This window comes from Rhodovulum sp. FJ3, from assembly GCF_032918305.1.
GTDB lineage: Bacteria > Pseudomonadota > Alphaproteobacteria > Rhodobacterales > Rhodobacteraceae > SAT37.
Window position 1 is genome coordinate 585126 of the sequence record NZ_JAWJUU010000002.1, and the last position, 18115, is coordinate 603240.

At 61.0% G+C, this 18115-nt stretch carries 12 protein-coding genes; 3 read left to right on the forward strand and 9 right to left on the reverse strand.

The features are described 5' to 3' along the window. Positions 1-2: 2 nt before the first annotated feature. Positions 3-3476, reverse strand: a complete 3474-nt coding sequence (gene mfd / locus R1W00_RS07950) for a transcription-repair coupling factor (protein WP_317262192.1) — start codon at positions 3474-3476, stop codon at positions 3-5. Positions 3477-3507: 31 nt separating this feature from the next. Continuing rightward, positions 3508-4035 carry a component of SufBCD complex gene (locus R1W00_RS07955; RefSeq protein WP_317262193.1) on the reverse strand — a complete coding sequence of 176 codons (528 nt, stop codon included), beginning with the start codon at positions 4033-4035 and terminating at the stop codon, positions 3508-3510. A gap of 117 nt (positions 4036-4152) precedes the next feature. Here R1W00_RS07955 and hemB point away from each other — a divergent pair, with 117 nt between their 5' ends. Both hemB and R1W00_RS07965 read left to right on the forward strand, forming a co-directional pair. After that, on the forward strand, positions 4153-5154 hold the full coding sequence (gene hemB / locus R1W00_RS07960; protein ID WP_317262194.1) for a porphobilinogen synthase: 1002 nt from the start codon (positions 4153-4155) through the stop codon (positions 5152-5154). A 121-nt stretch (positions 5155-5275) separates the two neighbouring features. Next, complete coding sequence (locus R1W00_RS07965) at positions 5276-5836, forward strand: YSC84-related protein (protein ID WP_317262195.1); 561 nt, start codon at positions 5276-5278, stop codon at positions 5834-5836. A 65-nt stretch (positions 5837-5901) separates the two neighbouring features. Here R1W00_RS07965 and R1W00_RS07970 read toward each other — a convergent pair whose 3' ends face one another. Continuing rightward, positions 5902-6381: a hypothetical protein gene (locus R1W00_RS07970; RefSeq protein ID WP_317262196.1), complete on the reverse strand. Its 480-nt coding sequence runs from the start codon at positions 6379-6381 to the stop codon at positions 5902-5904. A 192-nt stretch (positions 6382-6573) separates the two neighbouring features. Further along, a complete protein-coding gene (locus R1W00_RS07975) occupies positions 6574-7449 on the reverse strand; it encodes an NAD(P)-dependent oxidoreductase (protein WP_317262197.1) in 876 nt (291 codons plus the stop codon). 78 nt (positions 7450-7527) lie between these two features. Here R1W00_RS07975 and R1W00_RS07980 point away from each other — a divergent pair, with 78 nt between their 5' ends. Continuing rightward, positions 7528-9990, forward strand: coding sequence for a penicillin acylase family protein (locus R1W00_RS07980; RefSeq protein WP_317262198.1), 2463 nt, complete (start codon positions 7528-7530; stop codon positions 9988-9990). Here the strand turns inward: R1W00_RS07980 and R1W00_RS07985 are convergent. The 5 genes from R1W00_RS07985 to R1W00_RS08005 all read right to left on the reverse strand — a co-directional run bounded on the left by R1W00_RS07985 (position 9965) and on the right by R1W00_RS08005 (position 18115). After that, positions 9965-11323, reverse strand: a complete 1359-nt coding sequence (locus R1W00_RS07985; protein ID WP_317262199.1) for a cytochrome P450 — start codon at positions 11321-11323, stop codon at positions 9965-9967. The genes R1W00_RS07980 and R1W00_RS07985 overlap by 26 nt on opposite strands. Beyond that, the gene (locus R1W00_RS07990; protein WP_317262404.1) at positions 11320-12552 is read right to left on the reverse strand and encodes a hypothetical protein; all 1233 of its coding nucleotides are present in this window, start codon (positions 12550-12552) and stop codon (positions 11320-11322) included. The genes R1W00_RS07985 and R1W00_RS07990 overlap by 4 nt, the downstream gene beginning before the upstream one ends. A gap of 30 nt (positions 12553-12582) precedes the next feature. Beyond that, the gene (locus R1W00_RS07995; protein WP_317262200.1) at positions 12583-13335 is read right to left on the reverse strand and encodes a cytochrome c biogenesis CcdA family protein; all 753 of its coding nucleotides are present in this window, start codon (positions 13333-13335) and stop codon (positions 12583-12585) included. Between the two features lie 128 nt (positions 13336-13463). Next, positions 13464-16352 carry an Rne/Rng family ribonuclease gene (locus R1W00_RS08000; RefSeq protein WP_317262201.1) on the reverse strand — a complete coding sequence of 963 codons (2889 nt, stop codon included), beginning with the start codon at positions 16350-16352 and terminating at the stop codon, positions 13464-13466. Between the two features lie 431 nt (positions 16353-16783). Beyond that, positions 16784-18115 carry a sigma-54 dependent transcriptional regulator gene (locus R1W00_RS08005; RefSeq protein ID WP_317262202.1) on the reverse strand — a complete coding sequence of 444 codons (1332 nt, stop codon included), beginning with the start codon at positions 18113-18115 and terminating at the stop codon, positions 16784-16786.

The following is an 18115-nucleotide window of genomic DNA, read 5'->3' on the forward strand; positions in this document are numbered from 1 at the left end:
GATCAGGCCTGCGTTCCCGCGCGGGCCTTTTTCTTTTCGGCCACAACCTTTTCCGCCAGATCACGGGCAATCGCAAAGGCGCCTTTGATCTTGTCGCCATCCTTGGGCCAGTCGCGGCGCAGGATGATCTTGTTGTCCTTGACCTTGGCCGTGCCGTTCTGGGCGTTGATGAATTCGACCAGACCCTTGGGCGAAGCAAACTTGTCGTTGTGGAACTGGATCGTTGCGCCCTTGGGCCCACCGTCCAGTTTGGCGATACCGGCCTTTTTGCACATCGCCTTGATCCGCACGATCAACAGCAGCGTGTTCACCTCTTTGGGCAGCGGGCCGAACCGGTCGATCAATTCCGCCGCGAACCCTTCGAGTTCGACCTTTTTCTGCAGGCTGGACAGACGACGATAAAGGCCCAGACGCACGTCCAGATCGGGCACATAGGTGTCGGGGATCAGGACCGGAACCCCAAGGTTGATCTGTGGCGCCCATTGATCGTCGCCGTCGTTGAGACCTTCGAGCTCACCCGATTTGATCTTGGAAATCGCCTCTTCCAGCATGGATTGGTAGAGCTCAAATCCCACCTCCTGGACATGGCCCGACTGTTCCTCGCCCACAAGGTTGCCCGCCCCGCGAATGTCCAGATCCTGACTGGCTAGCGTAAAGCCCGCGCCAAGGCTGTCCAAACTGCCCAGCACCCGCAGACGTTTCTGCGCGGACGGCGTCAGGGGCTGGCGCGGTTTCGTGGTCAGATAGGCATAGGCGCGGGTTTTCGAGCGACCCACGCGGCCACGAATTTGATAGAGCTGTGACAGGCCGAACATATCGGCACGGTGCACGATCATCGTGTTCGCGGTCGGAATATCCAGACCCGATTCCACAATCGTCGTCGCCAACAGGACGTCGTATTTCCCGTCGTAGAACGCGTTCATCCGTTCATCCAGATCACCGGCGGCCAACTGCCCCGTGGCGGTGATGAACGTGACCTCGGGCACCTGATTTTTCAGGAAATCCTCAATCTCGGGCAGATCGCTAATGCGGGGCACAACAAAGAAGCTCTGCCCGCCGCGATAATGTTCGCGCAACAGCGCCTCGCGGATTGTAACCGTATCGAATTCGGACACATAGGTGCGGATCGACAGACGATCCACCGGCGGCGTGCCGATGATCGACAGATCGCGCACACCGGTCAGCGACATTTGCAGCGTGCGCGGGATCGGCGTCGCGGTCAGGGTCAGCACGTGGATATCGCTGCGCATCTGTTTCAGACGCTCTTTGTGCTGAACGCCGAAATGCTGTTCCTCGTCGATGATCAGCAGGCCAAGGTTTTTGAAACTCACGCCCTTAGCCAACAAGGCATGCGTGCCGACACAGATATCGACCGTCCCGTCGGCCAGACCCTTGCGCGTGTCGGCGGCCTGTTTTTGCGACACAAAGCGCGACAATTGCCGCACCTGCAGGGGGAAGCCACGAAAACGCTCCTGAAACGCCTTGGCGTGCTGACGCGCAAGCAGGGTCGTCGGCGCGATCACCGCCACCTGCACCCCTGCCATCGCCGCCACGAAGGCCGCGCGCATCGCGACCTCGGTCTTGCCAAAGCCCACATCGCCGCAGACCAGACGGTCCATCGGCGCACCCGAGGCCAGATCGGTCAAAACGTCCTCGATCGCGTTCAACTGATCCTCGGTTTCCTCATAGGGAAAGCGCGCGCTGAACTCTTCCCACGCATGCGGGCTGGGCTGCAGCACCTCGGCCTTGCGCAGGGCGCGTTCGGCGGCCACACGGATCAGCTTGTCCGCGATCTGGCGAATACGCTCTTTTAGCTTGGCCTTTTTCGCCTGCCACGCGCCGCCGCCAAGCTTGTCCAGCAGGCCCTCTTCGTGGCCATAGCGCGAGAGCAGTTCGATGTTCTCGACCGGCAGGAACAACCGGTCCCCGCCCGCATATTCCAGCGCGATACATTCATGCGGCGCGCCCATCGCGGTGATGGTCTCAAGCCCGTTGTACCGCCCGACCCCGTGCTCCACATGCACGACCAGATCACCGGGCGACAGGGATTGCGTTTCGGTCAGGAAATTCTCGGCGCGCCGCCGTTTGCGCGCCCCACGGATCAACCGGTCGCCCAGCACATCCTGTTCGGAAATCACGGTCAGGTTCGGCGTGGTGAACCCGTGCTCTAGCGGCCAAACGCACAGGAACACGCCCTGTTTCCCGTCCACATCGCGAAAATCACGGACGGGCGTGACGCCAAGAACATCCTCATCCTCTAGCAGCCCTTGCAGACGTTCGCGCGCGCCCTCGGAATAGGAGGCAATGACGATGGGCCCATCTTCACGCTTTGCCTGAATGTGATCCGCCAAGGCGCTGAAAAGGTTTTTATCTTCTTGCTGACGTTCGGGTGAAAAGTTACGCCCGATCCGTCCGCCCGCGTCCAGAACATTCGGCCCCGACCCTTGGGGGTTCGGGGACATGGACACGACGCGGCGATCGGCAATCTGCTCCATCCACGCGGGATCGTTGAGGTACAGAAGGTCCGGCGGACAGGGTTTATAGACCGTGTCCAACCGCCCCTTGGCCTTCATCGCCTCGGCGCGGTTGTCATATTGATCGGCAATCCCGTCCCAACGCGAAAGACGTGCCGCATCACCCTGATAATCCACAAAAACCGACGCATCCGGCAAGTAATCGAACAGCGTTTCCAGCCCGTCGTAAAAGAACGGCAGCCAGTGTTCGACGCCCTGATGCTTGCGGCCCGCCGAAACGGCCTCATACAGGGGATCGTCATGGCCACCCGCGCCAAATTCGATCCGATAATTCTGGCGGAACCGCGTGATCGCGCGCTCATCCAAAATCACCTCGGACACGGGGGCAAGCTCGACCGTCTCCAAGGTCTCGGTCGTGCGCTGTGTCACCGGATCAAACCGGCGCACCCCGTCCAGCGTATCGCCAAACAGGTCCAAACGGATCGGCCCCAACTGTCCCGGCGGGAAAATGTCGATGATGCCGCCACGGATCGCAAAATCACCGGCCTCCATCACCGTGGGCGCCTGAACAAACCCCATATGGACCAGAAACTCGCGCAGGCCCTTTTCATCCACCTGCCCGCCCACACGCGCGGAAAACGCGGATTTGCGCAGGATCTCGCGCGGGGGAACGCGCTGCATCGTGGCGCTGACGGTGGAGAGAACCACAAACGGTCCCGTGATCCCGCCATAGGCCAGCGCGGCCAGCGTCGCCATACGCGAGGCCGACACATCGGCATTCGGGCTGACCCGATCAAACGGCAAACAGTCCCAGCCGGGGAATTCCAAAACCACCACATCGGGGGCAAAAAACCGCAGCGCGGCGCGCATTTCGGCCAGCCGTTTATCGTCGCGCGCGACATGCAGAACCGGCGCCCCTGTCTTGCGCAATTCGCGCAGGATCAGTTGGGCGTCGAACCCCTCGGGCGCACCGCCCATCGTGATGTGAGTTTGATCAGACATGCCGCAGGAGTTAAACGCAGGACCCGCGCTGTCAACCACCCAAAACGCCAAGCGACAGGTTCTGATACATCCCCCACATCGCTGTGACGAAAATGGCGAACATGCCGATGACCTGTGTGATACGGCGATGGAACATCAGACGCGCGCGCAGGGCGTCGCCCTGTAGGTCGAAATTATGGATCACGTGGCAGGTGCGCACACTGACCGCCGCCACACCCGACAGCGGCATCAGGATCAAGAACACCGCCTGTGCGAATTCCATCCGATAGCCAAAGCCCAAAATCGCCAGAATGGTCAGAAAAAAGAACCCGAGCCCCGTCAGCCAAAGCCCCGATACGGATGAAATATAGAGGATACGATTGACGTTGATCCGGACCAGTGTCGCCAGATCCTCGGCCGCTTGGCCCCCATGACGTCCGGCGCGGGTGATCAGATCAAACGGCACACCGATCACGAAATAAGACGCCGAGGACCAGATCACCGCCAGCATGATCCAGAACCACAGGTTCGAAAAGGATCGCATGTCGATGACTTCGAATACCGTCTGATACCAGTCCAAAGTGGCCCCCAGATAACCCTATAGGCTTGTCATAGCGCCGCATTCACCGGATTCCTAGCCCTTGAGATCATTGCAAAACCGTGCCACCCCTTGGCTGCCTATAGAAAGGACAGATCGATGCAATCACCGATGGCCCCGTACCCGATGACCCGCCTGCGCCGGACACGCAAATCGCCCGCTGTACGCGGCTTGGTGCGGGAAAATACGCTGACGGTCGATGATCTGATCTGGCCGATCTTTGTGCGCGACGGTGATGACGTGGTCGAACCGATCCCGTCTATGCCCGGCGTGAACCGCCTGTCGATTTCCCGCGCGGTTGAGGCGGCAGCGATGGCGCATGATCTTGGCATTCCGGCGATCTGCATCTTCCCCTACACCGATCCCAGCAAAAAGACCGAACTCTGCGAAGAGGCATGGAACCCTGAAAACCTGTCCAATCAGGTGATCCGCGCGATCAAGGCCGCGGTGCCGGATATCGCGATCATGACTGACATCGCGCTGGACCCCTATAACGCCAATGGCCACGACGGGATCGTGCGCGATGGCGAGATCGTGAATGACGAGACCGTCGCCGCGCTGGTCAAAATGGCGCTGGCACAGGCCGAGGCGGGCGCCGATATCCTGGGCCCGTCGGACATGATGGATGGCCGGATCGCGGCGATGCGCACCGCGCTTGAGGCCGAGGGACATCACAATGTCTGTATCCTCAGCTACTCCGCGAAATATGCCTCGGCGTTTTACGGGCCCTTCCGCGATGCGGTCGGGGCCTCGGGCGCGCTGAAGGGCGACAAGAACACCTATCAGATGGACCCCGCCAATAGTGACGAGGCCATGCGCCTGATCCAGCGCGACCTGATGGAGGGCGCGGATATGGTCATGGTGAAACCGGGGATGCCCTATCTGGACATCTGCCGCCGCGTCAAAGACCGCTTTGGCGTGCCGACCTATGCCTATCAGGTGTCGGGCGAATACGCGATGTTGCAGGCGGCGGCGCAGAACGGGTGGCTCGACGGGCAAAAGGTGATGGTCGAGAGCCTCTTGTCCTTTAAACGCGCCGGATGTGACGGGATCCTGACCTATTTCGCGCCCGAGGTGGCAAAACATCTAAAAAACGGGTGATTTCCCGCCGAAATGTGGCGATTACCCCCAAGATATGATGACAAGCGGCTGCTTACCCCCTAGACTTTGGGCCAAGCAGCCGCCAAAGGCTGCACTCAGGCGAAACAGATAGGGCAGAGACATGAGCATGTTCACCCGGCGATCGTTCCTCGGCGCTGCAGGGGCGACAACCGCGTTGACCGCGGCCTGCGGCAATGGCGTTGGCACGAATGCGGCCATGGAAATCGACGCACGCGTCGACGCGTCGCGCGATTACCTTTTTAATGAATTCCCCGAAATGCAGGACATCGACAGCAAGGCGCTTGGCACCTTGTGGATGCCCCTCGTGACCAAGGCGGGCCTGTTCGTGGGCGGCGCCTATGGCGAGGGCGCGTTGCGCATTAACAACGCCACGGTCGATTACTATTCGGCGACGCAGGGCTCGTTCGGCCTGCAAATCGGTGCCCAGCAATATGCCCACGCGCTGTTCTTTATCACCGAAGAGGCACTTGGCGATTTCCGCCGGTCCGCCGGATGGTCTGCAGGGGCCGATCTGGAATACGCGATCAAGGATAAGGGCGGTAATCTGACCGCCGAAACCATCACGTCGCTCGATCCGGTGATTGCGGTGGTGTTTGGTCAGGCGGGCCTTTTGGTCGGCGCCTCCCTTGAAGGCACAAAATACACCCGCATCATTCCCTAAGGACGATACGGGCGCATTGAATGCAAAAACGGGCCGGAGGATTTCCGGCCCGTTTTCGTTAGATGTTACGATTCAAAGATCGAACGCAGGACGTTCTGAACTTCGGTCGCGTCACCGCCAGATTCGGCCAGATAAATCTCGGCCATCTCACTGGTCTTCAGGGTCGACGCATCGACGTTCTCATAACCGTACTGGTCCAGGGTATCCTGTACCGACTTCACGGCACTGTCTTCCAGAACCATCATGTCATGGCCCGCATCGTCATGGGCCGTACCGGCGGGGATCACGACAAGCTTGGTAAAGTCGGGTTCACCACCAAGGATCAGTTCCAGATCTTCACGCAGCTCATAGTCGGTCGTGTCACTGTTGCTGCGCAGGTAAATATAGCTTTTGACCTCGCTCGACAGGATTGCCGGATCGACGTTTTCATAGCCAAGGTCGTCCAGAATGATGTCGACCTGCGTGTCCAGCTGCGGCGACGACGCAAAAGCAGCCGAAGCGGTCAGAGTAGCGGCGATAGCAGTAGCATAAAACTTATTAAACATAAGTAACCTCCTTTAATTGCTGTTCGAAAAGACAACACCGGAGGCGCGGATTTCGTTCCAATGGTATTGGAAATTTTCGGAGAAAAATTTCAAACCTTTGTTTTTATTATGTTAATAAAAACAATCGGGAGCCGCGACATGCGACTCCCGAAAAATCTCTAGGCAATATCTAATGATTAGAATAGCTAATCATTACCCCATCAGCCGACGCAGACGTTTGATCAGGCTGGATGTATCCCAACGCCCGCCGCCCATGTTCTGGACGTCTTTATAGTACTGATCGACCAAGGCCGTCACCGGCAGGGTCGCGCCAGTCTCTTCTGCGGTGGCCAGACAGATCGCCAGATCCTTGCGCATCCAGTCCACCGCGAACCCGTGCTCAAATTCATCATCGGCCATGGTGCCGTGACGGTTCACCATCTGCCACGAACCGGCCGCGCCGCCGCCGATCACCCCCACCACCGCGCGCGGATCCAGACCCGCTTTTTCCGCGAAATGAATTCCCTCGGACAGACCTTGTACGAGACCCGCGATACAGATCTGGTTCACCATCTTCGTCAGTTGCCCGTCACCCACCGCGCCCATGCGTTTGTGCAGCTTGGCGTAGGCATCCATGATCGGAGCGGCGGCGTCATAATCACCCTCGGCCCCCCCGCACATGATGACCAGCTGTCCATTCTCTGCACCGGCCTGACCGCCGGACACAGGCGCGTCCACATAGCCGATCCCCGAACCGGCGGCCACGTCGGCCAATTCGCGTGTCACCTGCGCCGAAACGGTCGTGTGATCGACGAACACCGCGCCCTTGGCCATACCAGCGAACGCACCGTCCGCGCCCATACAGACCGAGCGCAAATCGTCATCGTTGCCCACGCAGGCCATCACGAAATCCGCGCCCTCGGCGGCCTTGGCGGGCGTTGCGGCAAACGCCCCGCCATGTTCTGCCGCCCAAGCCTCGGCCTTGGCCGTTGTGCGGTTATAGACCGTCACCTCATGCCCCTTGGCGACAAGATGCCCAGCCATCGGATACCCCATGACGCCGAGACCCAGAAACGTTACCTTTGCCATGACTTTCCCCTGCCCTGTGTTTGGATTAACTAGGGTCAAACTAACCGCCCCGCCGGGGTGGTCAACAACGGGATTACGATGTCTTTGGTCTATCGCTGGCTTTTGCGCCTATTCACTGCGGCCTTGGTTTTGGGCGTGCTGGCCGTTTTGTTTGTCTACTATCTCGCGTCGCGGTCCCTGCCCGAATATCAGACCCGACATGAGGTCGCGGGGATCACAGCCCCCGTCGAGATCATCCGCGACAACGCGAACGTCCCCCATATCACCGGTGCCACGGATGAGGACGTCTATTTCGGCCTCGGATTCGCCCACGCACAGGACCGTCTGTGGCAGATGACCATGATGCGGCGCACCGCTCAGGGGCGTTTGTCGGAACTGTTCGGCCCGCGGACCCTGAAAATCGACGATCTGCTGCGCCGGTTTGACCTTTATACCCTGTCTGTCAAATCCCTCTCCGCACAGGACCCTGAAACCATGGCCGCGCTGCAGGCCTATGCGCGCGGCGTCAATGCGTGGATCACCGAGGTGAATGAAGGCGCACGCGGACGTGGCGCGCCCGAGTTCTTTATGTTCTCGAACCAGATCGCATTCTGGCAGCCCGCCGATTCCATCGCGATTGGCAAGTTGATGGCGCTGCAACTGTCCGGCGGTCTGGAACAAGAGGTCATTCGCGCGCGCCTGTCGCTGGCCCTGCCCGAGGGTCGTGTGCTGGACATCCTGCCCGAAGCACCGGGAACCGGCGTGGCCGCCCTGCCCGATTACGCGGCCCTGATGGGTGCGCCTTTACCGCCCGCCCAATTTGCCGCGCGCACCGATGATCCCCTGTCACCCTTCCCGCGCCTGCCCTTTGCGGGGGCGTCGAACGCATGGGTGGCCGCGCCGACACGTTCTGCCGCCGGTGGGACATTGATGGCCAACGACCCGCATCTGGGGTTCAGCGCACCGGCGATCTGGTATCTGGCACGGATGGAACTGTCGACCGGCGGCGTGATTGGCGGCACCATCCCCGGCGCGCCGATTGTTCTGGTGGGCCGCTCGGATCAACTCGCATGGGGGAATACGTCCGCCTATCTGGATGACCTCGACGTTTATGTCGAACAGGTGAACCCCGAAAACCCCGATGAATACCGCACGCCCGACGGGTGGAAGCCGTTTGAAACGCGGCGCAGCATCATCACCGTTAAGGGCGAACAGCCCGTCACGATCACCCAACGTTGGACCGACAACGGACCGGTTTTGCCGGGTACGCACCGCGATCTGCGCGCCATCACCCCGCCCGGCCATGTGGCATCCATCGCATGGACGGCACTGCGCGATGATGACACGACCATCGGCGCGGCCCTGAAGATCATGCGCGCCCAGACGGTCGATCAGGCGCTGGACGCCGCGCGGGGCTGGGTCGCGCCGGCGCAGAACCTGATGCTGATCGACCGCGCCAATATCGCGATGCAGACAACTGGCGTGATGCCCCGCCGCGATGACGGGCACGATACGCTGGGCCGGATGCCGTCTCAGGGGTGGAAGGCCGTGAACCGTTGGGACGGGGTGTTTCCCTATGGGTCGAACCCGCGGTTCGTGAACCCGCGCGGCGGCATTATTGGCAACACCAACAACAAGACCATCGACCGGCCCTTTCCGCTCCACGTCAGCTATGACTGGGGCGACACGCAACGCATCAACCGTTGGCGTCGTCTGATGCAAGGGCGTGAGGTGCACACGCGCGAAAGCTTTATCGAGGCGCAACTGGACACCGTGTCGTTCAGCGCGCAGTCCCTGTTGCCGCTGATCGGGCGCGATCTGTGGTTCACGGGCGAGGCCGCGCCGGACGGCACCCCCGAACGGCGGCGTCAAACCGCGCTCAGCCTGCTGGCCAACTGGAACGGCGAGATGAATGAGCACATGCCCGAACCCCTGATCTATGCCGCATGGATGCGCCATTTGCAGGATCGCCTGATCCGCGACGATCTGGGGCCGCTGGCCGATGAATTCACGCATGTCGAACCCCTGTTCCTTGAGCGCGTGTTCCGCAACATCGACGGGGCGGCGGCGTGGTGTGACATCGTGCAATCCACGGCGGTGGAAAGTTGCACCGATGTGGCGCGCGTCGCGCTGGACGAGGCGCTGATCTGGATCGACGAGACCTATGGCGGGTCGCTGGAAAGCCTGCGCTGGGGCGATGCCCACACCGCCGAGCACAAGCACCAGATCCTTGGCGAGGTGCCGTTCCTGAAATGGTTCGTGAACATTTACCAGAGCACCTCGGGTGGGGATAACACGCTGCAGCGCGGGCGCACCTCGGGCGATGGTCCGAACCCCTTTGCGAACGTCCATGGCGCGGGCTATCGCGGGGTCTATGATTTCGCCGATCCCGACAGTTCGGTTTTCATCATTTCGACGGGGCAATCCGGTCATCCCCTCAGCCGTCATTACGACGACATGGGCGAGTTGTGGCGGCGCGGGGAATATGTGCCGATGTCGCTGGACCTTGATCTGGCACGCGCGGGTGCAGTCGGGATTACCCGTCTGTTTCCCGACGGCTAAGGCGCAGGTAGATACCGTTCTCGGCGCGCACGGTCAGATGCGCGACGGGAACGGGCACCTGCCCCTCAACCGGCTCCACCCGAAAGGCACGCAGGATCAGGGCCAAGATCAAAGGCCCCTCCATCATCGCAAACCCCGCGCCGGTGCACACACGCGGACCGGCGGAAAACGGGATATAGGCACAGCGTTGGGCGGTCTTACCGTCCTCACGCGTGAACCGGTCGGGATCGAAATCGTCGGGCCGTTCCCAATAGCGGTCGTTGCGGTGTAGGTGCCACGGGCTCAGGACAATCTGGCTGCCTTTGGGCACATCGCGGTCGCGCAGGGTTTCGTCCTGCGCGGCCTGACGCACCATCATCGGCACCGGCGGATAAAGGCGCAGCGCCTCACGAAATACATCCCGCGTCAGGCGCAACGTGGACATATCCGACAGTTGCGGATGGTCGGGCAACGCGGCAACCTCCTCCGCCACGCGCGCCTGAATATCGGGATGCGTCGCGATGAGATACAGGGCCCAAGCCAGCGCGCTTGCGCTTGTCTCATGGCCTGCAAGAAAAAAGATCGCGACCTGATCGACCATTTCTTGGGTGTCAAAACGCTCGCCTGTCTGCGGATCGGCGGTGGTCATGATCTTGGTCGCCAGATCGTCGGGCGCGGTGCCCGCCGTGATCTGGTCCATCCGCGCGGCGGTCAGTTCTGTGATCAAACGGCGGATGATCTTAGCGGATCGTTTCGTCTGACGCCGAAACCCGCGCGGCACCCAAGACGGCAGCGGGATGAACGCGGCAAGGTTCAGGATCGGTTGCGTGCGCTGATAGGTGCGGAATTCGTCAAACACCTGCCGCGCCAGAACATGGTCGATGGGGATCGAGAACAGCGTTCGGAAGATCACATCCGCGGCGGCGTGGCTGGTTTGCTCTTCGACCTCAACCACACCGGGGGACAGGCGTGCGACCGCGGCCTCGGCGGCGACGACCATGGCGGGAAAGGTATCGCGCAGGCGCCCGCCCTCAAACGCGGGGTCGATGATGCGACGCTGACGTTCCCACTCGGCCCCGTTGGTCAGGAACACCGAATTCCCCAACAACGGACGCAGGCCCTCGGAGATACGGCCCGATTTGGGGAATTCCATCGGGCGCTCTTTCAACACCAGATCGATCAGCGCGGGTTCATTCACCATGAAGGAGCGGAAAAACGGCGTCTTGAACGCGGCCATCTTCGCGCGATAGAGGCGCGCTGGTTGCGCCGACAGGATGTCGCGGCGAAACAGTTTCACATAGGTCCACAGTGACACCTTATCCGGCCGCGCGGCGGGTTTGGGCGGGCGGCTCATGGGGCCATCTCCGTGAACCGGTTCACCGGTTTGGTGATACGGCTGGGCGTGGGCGCACGTTTGGCGAACCGATCCGACAGGGTGACGGGACCGCCCGTGATCTGGAAATAATCGTAATCCCCCGGCCGATCAAAGGCGCAGAGATATTGGAAATGCAGGCGGAAAAACCGCCACCGCAGCTCGGCCCACCGCTCGGGGCTGAGCGTTTGGGTAAAGGCCGCCGAAATCACCAGCGGCCCGACCTGATCCTCGGGGGCAACCCCACTGACCGCCACCGGATCGCATAGGGCAAAGGCACAGCCATCCCCGGGCGCGGTCACGTCAACCCATGGCACGATGGTCTGGCGCGACAGGTCGTGCAGGTCGCGACGTAAACGGTCCGCATCGGGCAGAAAGCTGACCATCGGGACGACTTGGCCCAGCGACAGAAACGACAGGCGCGCGCCCTTCCCGTCCACGCCGTCCCGCAGCAGATCGGCCAATATCGACACGCCCAGATGCGCGCCGGACGAATGGCCGACCACCAGAACCTCATCATATCCGGCGTCCAGTGACGCACGGATCTGCGCGCCGAATTCCGTCATCCGCGCCTCAAGCGCGGGCGGGTTCGCGCCACGGGAACTGGCCGAATAGGCGTAATCATGCATCAGGTAATAGGCGAAAAACCGGCCGTCTTGGCGTTTGAACCACATGAGGATCGGCCAAACCACGATCAGGCCAAGCCAGCCGATAAACGGCACCCCCGTCATCGACAAAACCGCCCCGACACCGCGTGCCACCATCAGGGCCAGCGCCAGTTGGACCAGCAAAAACACAATCGGATAGAGGGCCGCAATCATCGGCCCCTTGCGCAGCCGCATCAACCGGAACAACGCACCCGACCCGATATAGGCCCATGCGGTGCGGATCAGTTGGCCATAGGTCGCGACGATCCCCTGATCCATCGACCCGCGCACAATATCGGACCAGACCAGCACCTCAAAATCCGCGTGGGTCGATGCGCCGTCAATCACCGTATCGACCTGCCAGCCGTAATTGCCGCCCCCGCCACCGGGCTTCAGGGTCAGGTCATAGCCGGAGATGCGCGCCTGATCCGCGCCTTCTTTGCGATAGAGTTCGCGATAGCGGCGCGGGTGGATCGGGTCATAGCCCGGGATGTAAAACACCTTGCGCCGATGCACCTGAACCACGACTGAAACCCTGTGCTGTCCCGAACCCACGGGCAGCATAGGCAAGATTTGTTCAATTGGATAGGGCCGTTAGCCCAAGGTCGCGAGGAACGGAAAGGTCTCAAGCAGCCAATAGGACATCGAGGCGAACCCGCCCGTCAGCATCAGCAAACCGATGGTCCAGAGCAGGAGGCCCATGATGCGCTCAATCCGCTCCATATGGCGTTTCATCCATGCCATCAGGCCCTTGAGACGCGGGAAGAACGCCGCGACCAACAGGAACGGAATGCCAAGGCCCGCCGCATAGACCGCCAACAGGAATGTCCCGCGCGCGACATCCGCCTCGGACGCGGCAAGGGACAGGATCGCGCCCAGTTGCGGCCCGATACAGGGCGTCCAGCCAAAGGCAAAGGCAAGCCCAAGGATATAGGCCCCAAAGGCCGAACCGCCGCGATCACCGGCGTCCAAACGCGCCTCACGGTCCATGAACCCGATCCGGTAGACGCCGACGAAATGCGCGCCAAAGATCATCACAATGATGCCCGCGATCTGATTGAACACCGTCTGGTTTTGCAGGAAGAACGCCCCAAAGGCCGAGGCGGTGAACCCAAGGAACAGGAACACCGTCGATAGGCCAAGAACAAAGAACAGCGCAGGCAGGATCGGGCGTTTCGCCTCGGCGCCCTCGCCCGACATTTCGGCCATGCTGACACCACTGATATAGGCCAGATAGGGCGGCACGATCGGCAGAACGCAGGGGCTGAGGAAACTGATCAGGCCACCAATCGCCGCGATCAAAATCGCCGGCAACAGTGACGCATCCAACAGCTCAATTCCGAACATAACCGATCCCTTTTACCCGTTTGTCCGCCCTATATAGGGCCATTTTCCACACAGCACACTCACATCTGCGTTGGTGGAAAAGGAAATGCCGGACCAATGGCCCGGCATCCCGTGTTGTTTCAAAGCCCTTATTTCAGGGACCACCAACCGCGTTTCTTCGGCTTGGGCTCTTGCTCGGGTTCCGGCTCGGCCACGGGCTCAGGCTCGGGCTGAATCTCGGCAACCTCTACCTCGGGCTCAACCGGCGTTTGGACCTCTGCTTCGGCCCCGACCAGTTCGGCCACGGGTTCCGGCGCAGGTTCGGCGGCGGTCTCGACCTCCGGCTCGGGCGTCGACGCGGGTTCCTCGGCAACGGCTTCAACCGCTGCGGGTTCCTCGGCCACCTCTTCCGTCTTTTTCTTACGGGTCGAGGTGGTGCGACGGGTACGCGTGCGCTTGGGCTTTTCCTCGGTCTCGGCCGGGGCCTCTGCCGTCACTTCGCCCTCGGGCTTGGTTTCGGTGTCGGCAGTGGCCTCAGCCTCAGTCGTTTCAGCGGCAGGCGTTTCAGTCTTTTTACGACGGGTGCGCGTGCGCTTTTTCGGCTTGGGGGCCTCTTCGGCGGCTTCGCCTTCGGCCTCACTTGCGGGCGCATCGCCTTCGGGTGCGGCGTCGGTGGACGTCTCGGCGTCGGTCTTGGCCTCATCGCCCGTTTCGCCGTTGCTCTCACCATCGGTGCTTGCATCGGCGTCTTGGTTCGCGTTGCTGCTCTTGCGACGACGACGACGACGGCGCTTTTTCTTGGGCTTGTCCTCGGCGTCACCCTCTTCGGGCGTGGATGCCGGCGCAGCCGCTTCTTCCTCTTCCTCCAACTCGGGCATGTCCGAGGTGTCGATCGAAATCACCGGCGCGGTCACTTCGGGCACGGCGCGGGTCGCGGTTTTGAACTTTTCGATCGTGAAATCGGGCGACACCAGATGCGGGTCGGCCTCAACGCGGATCGAGATGCCGTAACGGGCCTCGATCTGGGCGATGTGCTCACGCTTTTGGTTCATCAGGAAGTTCACGATGCCAATCGGCGCCTTCAGCAACAACTCTTTGCTGCGACCGCGCACAGCCTCTTCTTCGAGCTGACGCAGGATCGACAGGGCAAGGTTGTCATCCGACCGGATCAGACCCGTACCATGGCAGGACGGGCACGGCTGGGTCGTGGCCTCAATCATGCCCGGGCGCAGACGCTGGCGCGACATCTCAAGCAGACCAAAGCCCGAAATGCGACCCACCTGAATGCGGGCGCGGTCGGTCTTGAGCTTGTCCTTGAGACGTTTTTCAACGGCGGTGTTGTTGCGACGCTCTTCCATGTCGATGAAATCGATTACGATCAGACCGGCAAGGTCACGCAGGCGCAACTGACGGGCCACCTCTTCGGCGGCCTCAAGGTTGGTCTTGAGCGCGGTTTCCTCGATCGAGCCCTCTTTGGTCGCACGACCCGAGTTGACGTCGATCGCCACCAAGGCCTCGGTCACGCCAATCACGATATAGCCACCCGATTTCAGCTGCACAGTCGGGTTGAACATGCTGCTGAGATAGCTTTCGACCTGATAGCGCGCGAACAGCGGCAGGGCGTCCTGATAGTGTTTCACGTTCTTGGCGTGGGACGGCATGATCATTTTCATGAAGTCCTTGGCCACGCGATAGCCGGCCTCACCCTCGACCAGAACCTCGTCGATCTCGCGGTTATAGAGATCGCGGATCGAGCGTTTGATCAGGTTGCCCTCTTCATAGATCGGGGCGGGTGCGACGGATTTCAGCGTCAGTTCGCGGATCTGCTCCCAAAGACGCTGAAGGTATTCGTAGTCGCGCTTGATCTCGGATTTCGTGCGTTTGGCACCGGCGGTCCGGATGATCAGGCCTGCACCTTCGGGCACGCTCAGCTCACCAGCGATTTCTTTCAGCTTTTTGCGGTCGGGCGCGTTGGTGATTTTGCGGCTGATGCCGCCACCACGGGCCGTGTTCGGCATCAAGACGCAATAGCGACCGGCCAGAGACAGGTATGTGGTCAGGGCCGCGCCCTTGTTGCCGCGTTCTTCTTTGACCACCTGCACCAGCATGATCTGGCGGACTTTGATGACCTCTTGGATCTTGTACCGCTTGGGACGCGGTTTGCGCGGCAGGCGGATTTCCTCGCTGACGTCTTCGTCGGCGACGGATTCGATGTCGCTGTCCTTTTCGGACGCGTCATCGTCGCCATTGTCGTCGTCGCTGTCGTCACCGTCGTCATCGGATGCATCATCGTCCGACGCGTCCTCGGAAGCGCTGTCCTCAGATGCCTCTTCTGCGGTATCCGCAGCGGGGGCCTCTTCGGTTTCGGCCTCTTTGGCCTCTGCCTCTTCCGCGACGGGTTCGGCAGCGGCCTCTTCGACGGTGGTCTCAGCCGGAGCCTCGGCAACCTCTGTCGCAGGCGTTTCGACCGGAGCGGCCTCTTGGGTCTCGGTCTCGGTCGCCGTTTCCACCGCCCCCGTGTCCACGATCAGATCACCGGTTTCGGCCTCGGTCCCAGTATCGACGACATCCATACCCGGAATGCTGTCGGTCACCTCACGGGTTTCGACGGCGTCCTTGGCATCAGTCTCCGACTTGGCGGCCTGTGCCTCGGGGGGCGTGGTGTCCTTTTTGGACGACGAACGACGACGCGACCGCGAGCGCGAAGACTTGCTGCGCGGCTTGTCCTCGTCGTCTTTCAACGATTCATTGTACGCCCGTTCCTCGGCCAGCAGGGCCTCACGGTCGGCGACAGGAATCTGGTAGTAATCCGGATGGATTTCCGAAAACGCAAGGAACCCGTGGCGGTTTCCGCCGTAATCGACAAATGCAGCCTGCAGCGACGGCTCGACGCGCGTGACCTTGGCTAGATAGATGTTGCCAGCAAGCTGGCGTTTGTTGACGCTTTCGAAATCGAATTCATCAACCTTGTTTCCGTCGACCACCACAACGCGGCATTCTTCCGCGTGGGTGGCATCGATAAGCATTTTCTTGGCCATGTTCTCTCATTACACCGCGACGACGCCCGTCGCCCCAAGGGACGCAAACGTTGCGGGTGGTATCTGTGTAAAGCGCGATCAGCCGTGCGGACAACCAAGGCGGCGGCATCAACGTGCCTGCCTTTGATATGCCTGTGTCCGTGCACGCGTTGCATCGCGGTCTGTCTCCGGCGTCGTTTCCGGCGCCATTTATAATCCCGCCCCGTACCCGGGGTTTGGGCGTTTTGTCGGCTGGTTTCCCGGCCTAATCTGCCTGTTCACGCAACAGCCGCGCCACTCTGGGCCGGTACACATCACGAAACAGCGAAACTCTCATCTCATCCAGACTCGTCCAATGACGGATCGGGGTTTGTCCATGTTAGCGGCGAATGGTGGACAATGCCAACCGAATTTTTCACATCCGGCGGCATTCCCGTAATAATCTTATGGATTTAGAGGTAATCCGACCGCGACAGACCGTATTTCGCCATTTTTTCGTTCAGCGTCCGGCGCGGCAGGCACAGTTCTTCCATCACGTTGACGATAGATCCTTTGTGACGGCGCATCGTGTTGTCGATCAGCATCCGCTCAAAGGCTTCGACGTATTCTTTCAACGGCTTACCCTCGGTGGTCATCACCGGATGGGTCTCTTCGTTGTCGGCCATCAGCAGGCTGGCGATGGTGCCACTGCCCCGACGGTTCTGCAAAACCGCGCGCTCGGCCACGTTGATCAGTTGGCGCACGTTACCAGGCCACGGCGCCTGCAACAGTTGCGCGGCCTCTTGCGCGGTCACCTGCGGCGCGTCACAGCCGTATTCCTCGGCGAATTGTTCGCCCAGACGCGTGAACAGGGTCAGGATGTCCTCACCACGGTTGCGCAGCGGCGGCAGGGTGATTTTCATCGCCGCCAGCCGGAAGAACAGATCGGGGCGCAACACGTCCTCACAGGTTTTGCCCTGTTCCTGCAGGTTCGACACAGCAACGATCCGCGTTTCGGGCGGCGTGCCTTGTTCGTTGATGAAGGTCAGCAACCGCGCCTGCAACGCCTGCGGCAGGGCCTCAATATCCTCAAGACACAGGGTCCCGCCCCGCGCCTCTTCGACCAAGGGCAATTTATCCGTGTCATCCGCCGGACCAAACAGACGCTTTGCCAGTTCTTCCTCGCTATAGGCGGCGCAGGACATCGTGACGAACTTTTTGCTGGCGCGCGGACCGACGGCGTGCAGGGCGTGCGCGACCAGCGTCTTGCCCGTGCCGGTTTCCCCGTCGATCAACACGTGGTTGTCCGCCTGACCAAGGTCGAGGATATCCTCGCGCAACCGCTCCATCTCATCGGACGAGCCGATCAGTTTCTTCATGATGACCGAGCCATCCGACAGTTCACGGCGCAGGGCGCGGTTGTCCAGCGTCAGACGGCGGTTTTGCGCCGCGCGTTTGGCCAGTTCGGTCATCCGGTCGGGGTTAAACGGCTTTTCAAGGAAATCGAACGCGCCGATGCGCATTGCCTCAACTGCCATGGGCACATCGCCGTGGCCGGTGATCATGATGACCGGCAGGCTGCTGTCGAGGCCCATCAGGCGCTTCAGGAACATCATCCCGTCCATGCCGGGCATGCGGATGTCGGACACGATCACGCCGGGGAATTCGGCGTCGATGGATTTCAGCGCATCCTCGGCCGAGGCATAGGTCTCGGTCTCGAACCCGCTGAGGGCCAGCCACTGGCTGATCGACTGACGCATGTCTTTTTCGTCGTCTACAATCGCAATTCTGATGCCCCGACCCAT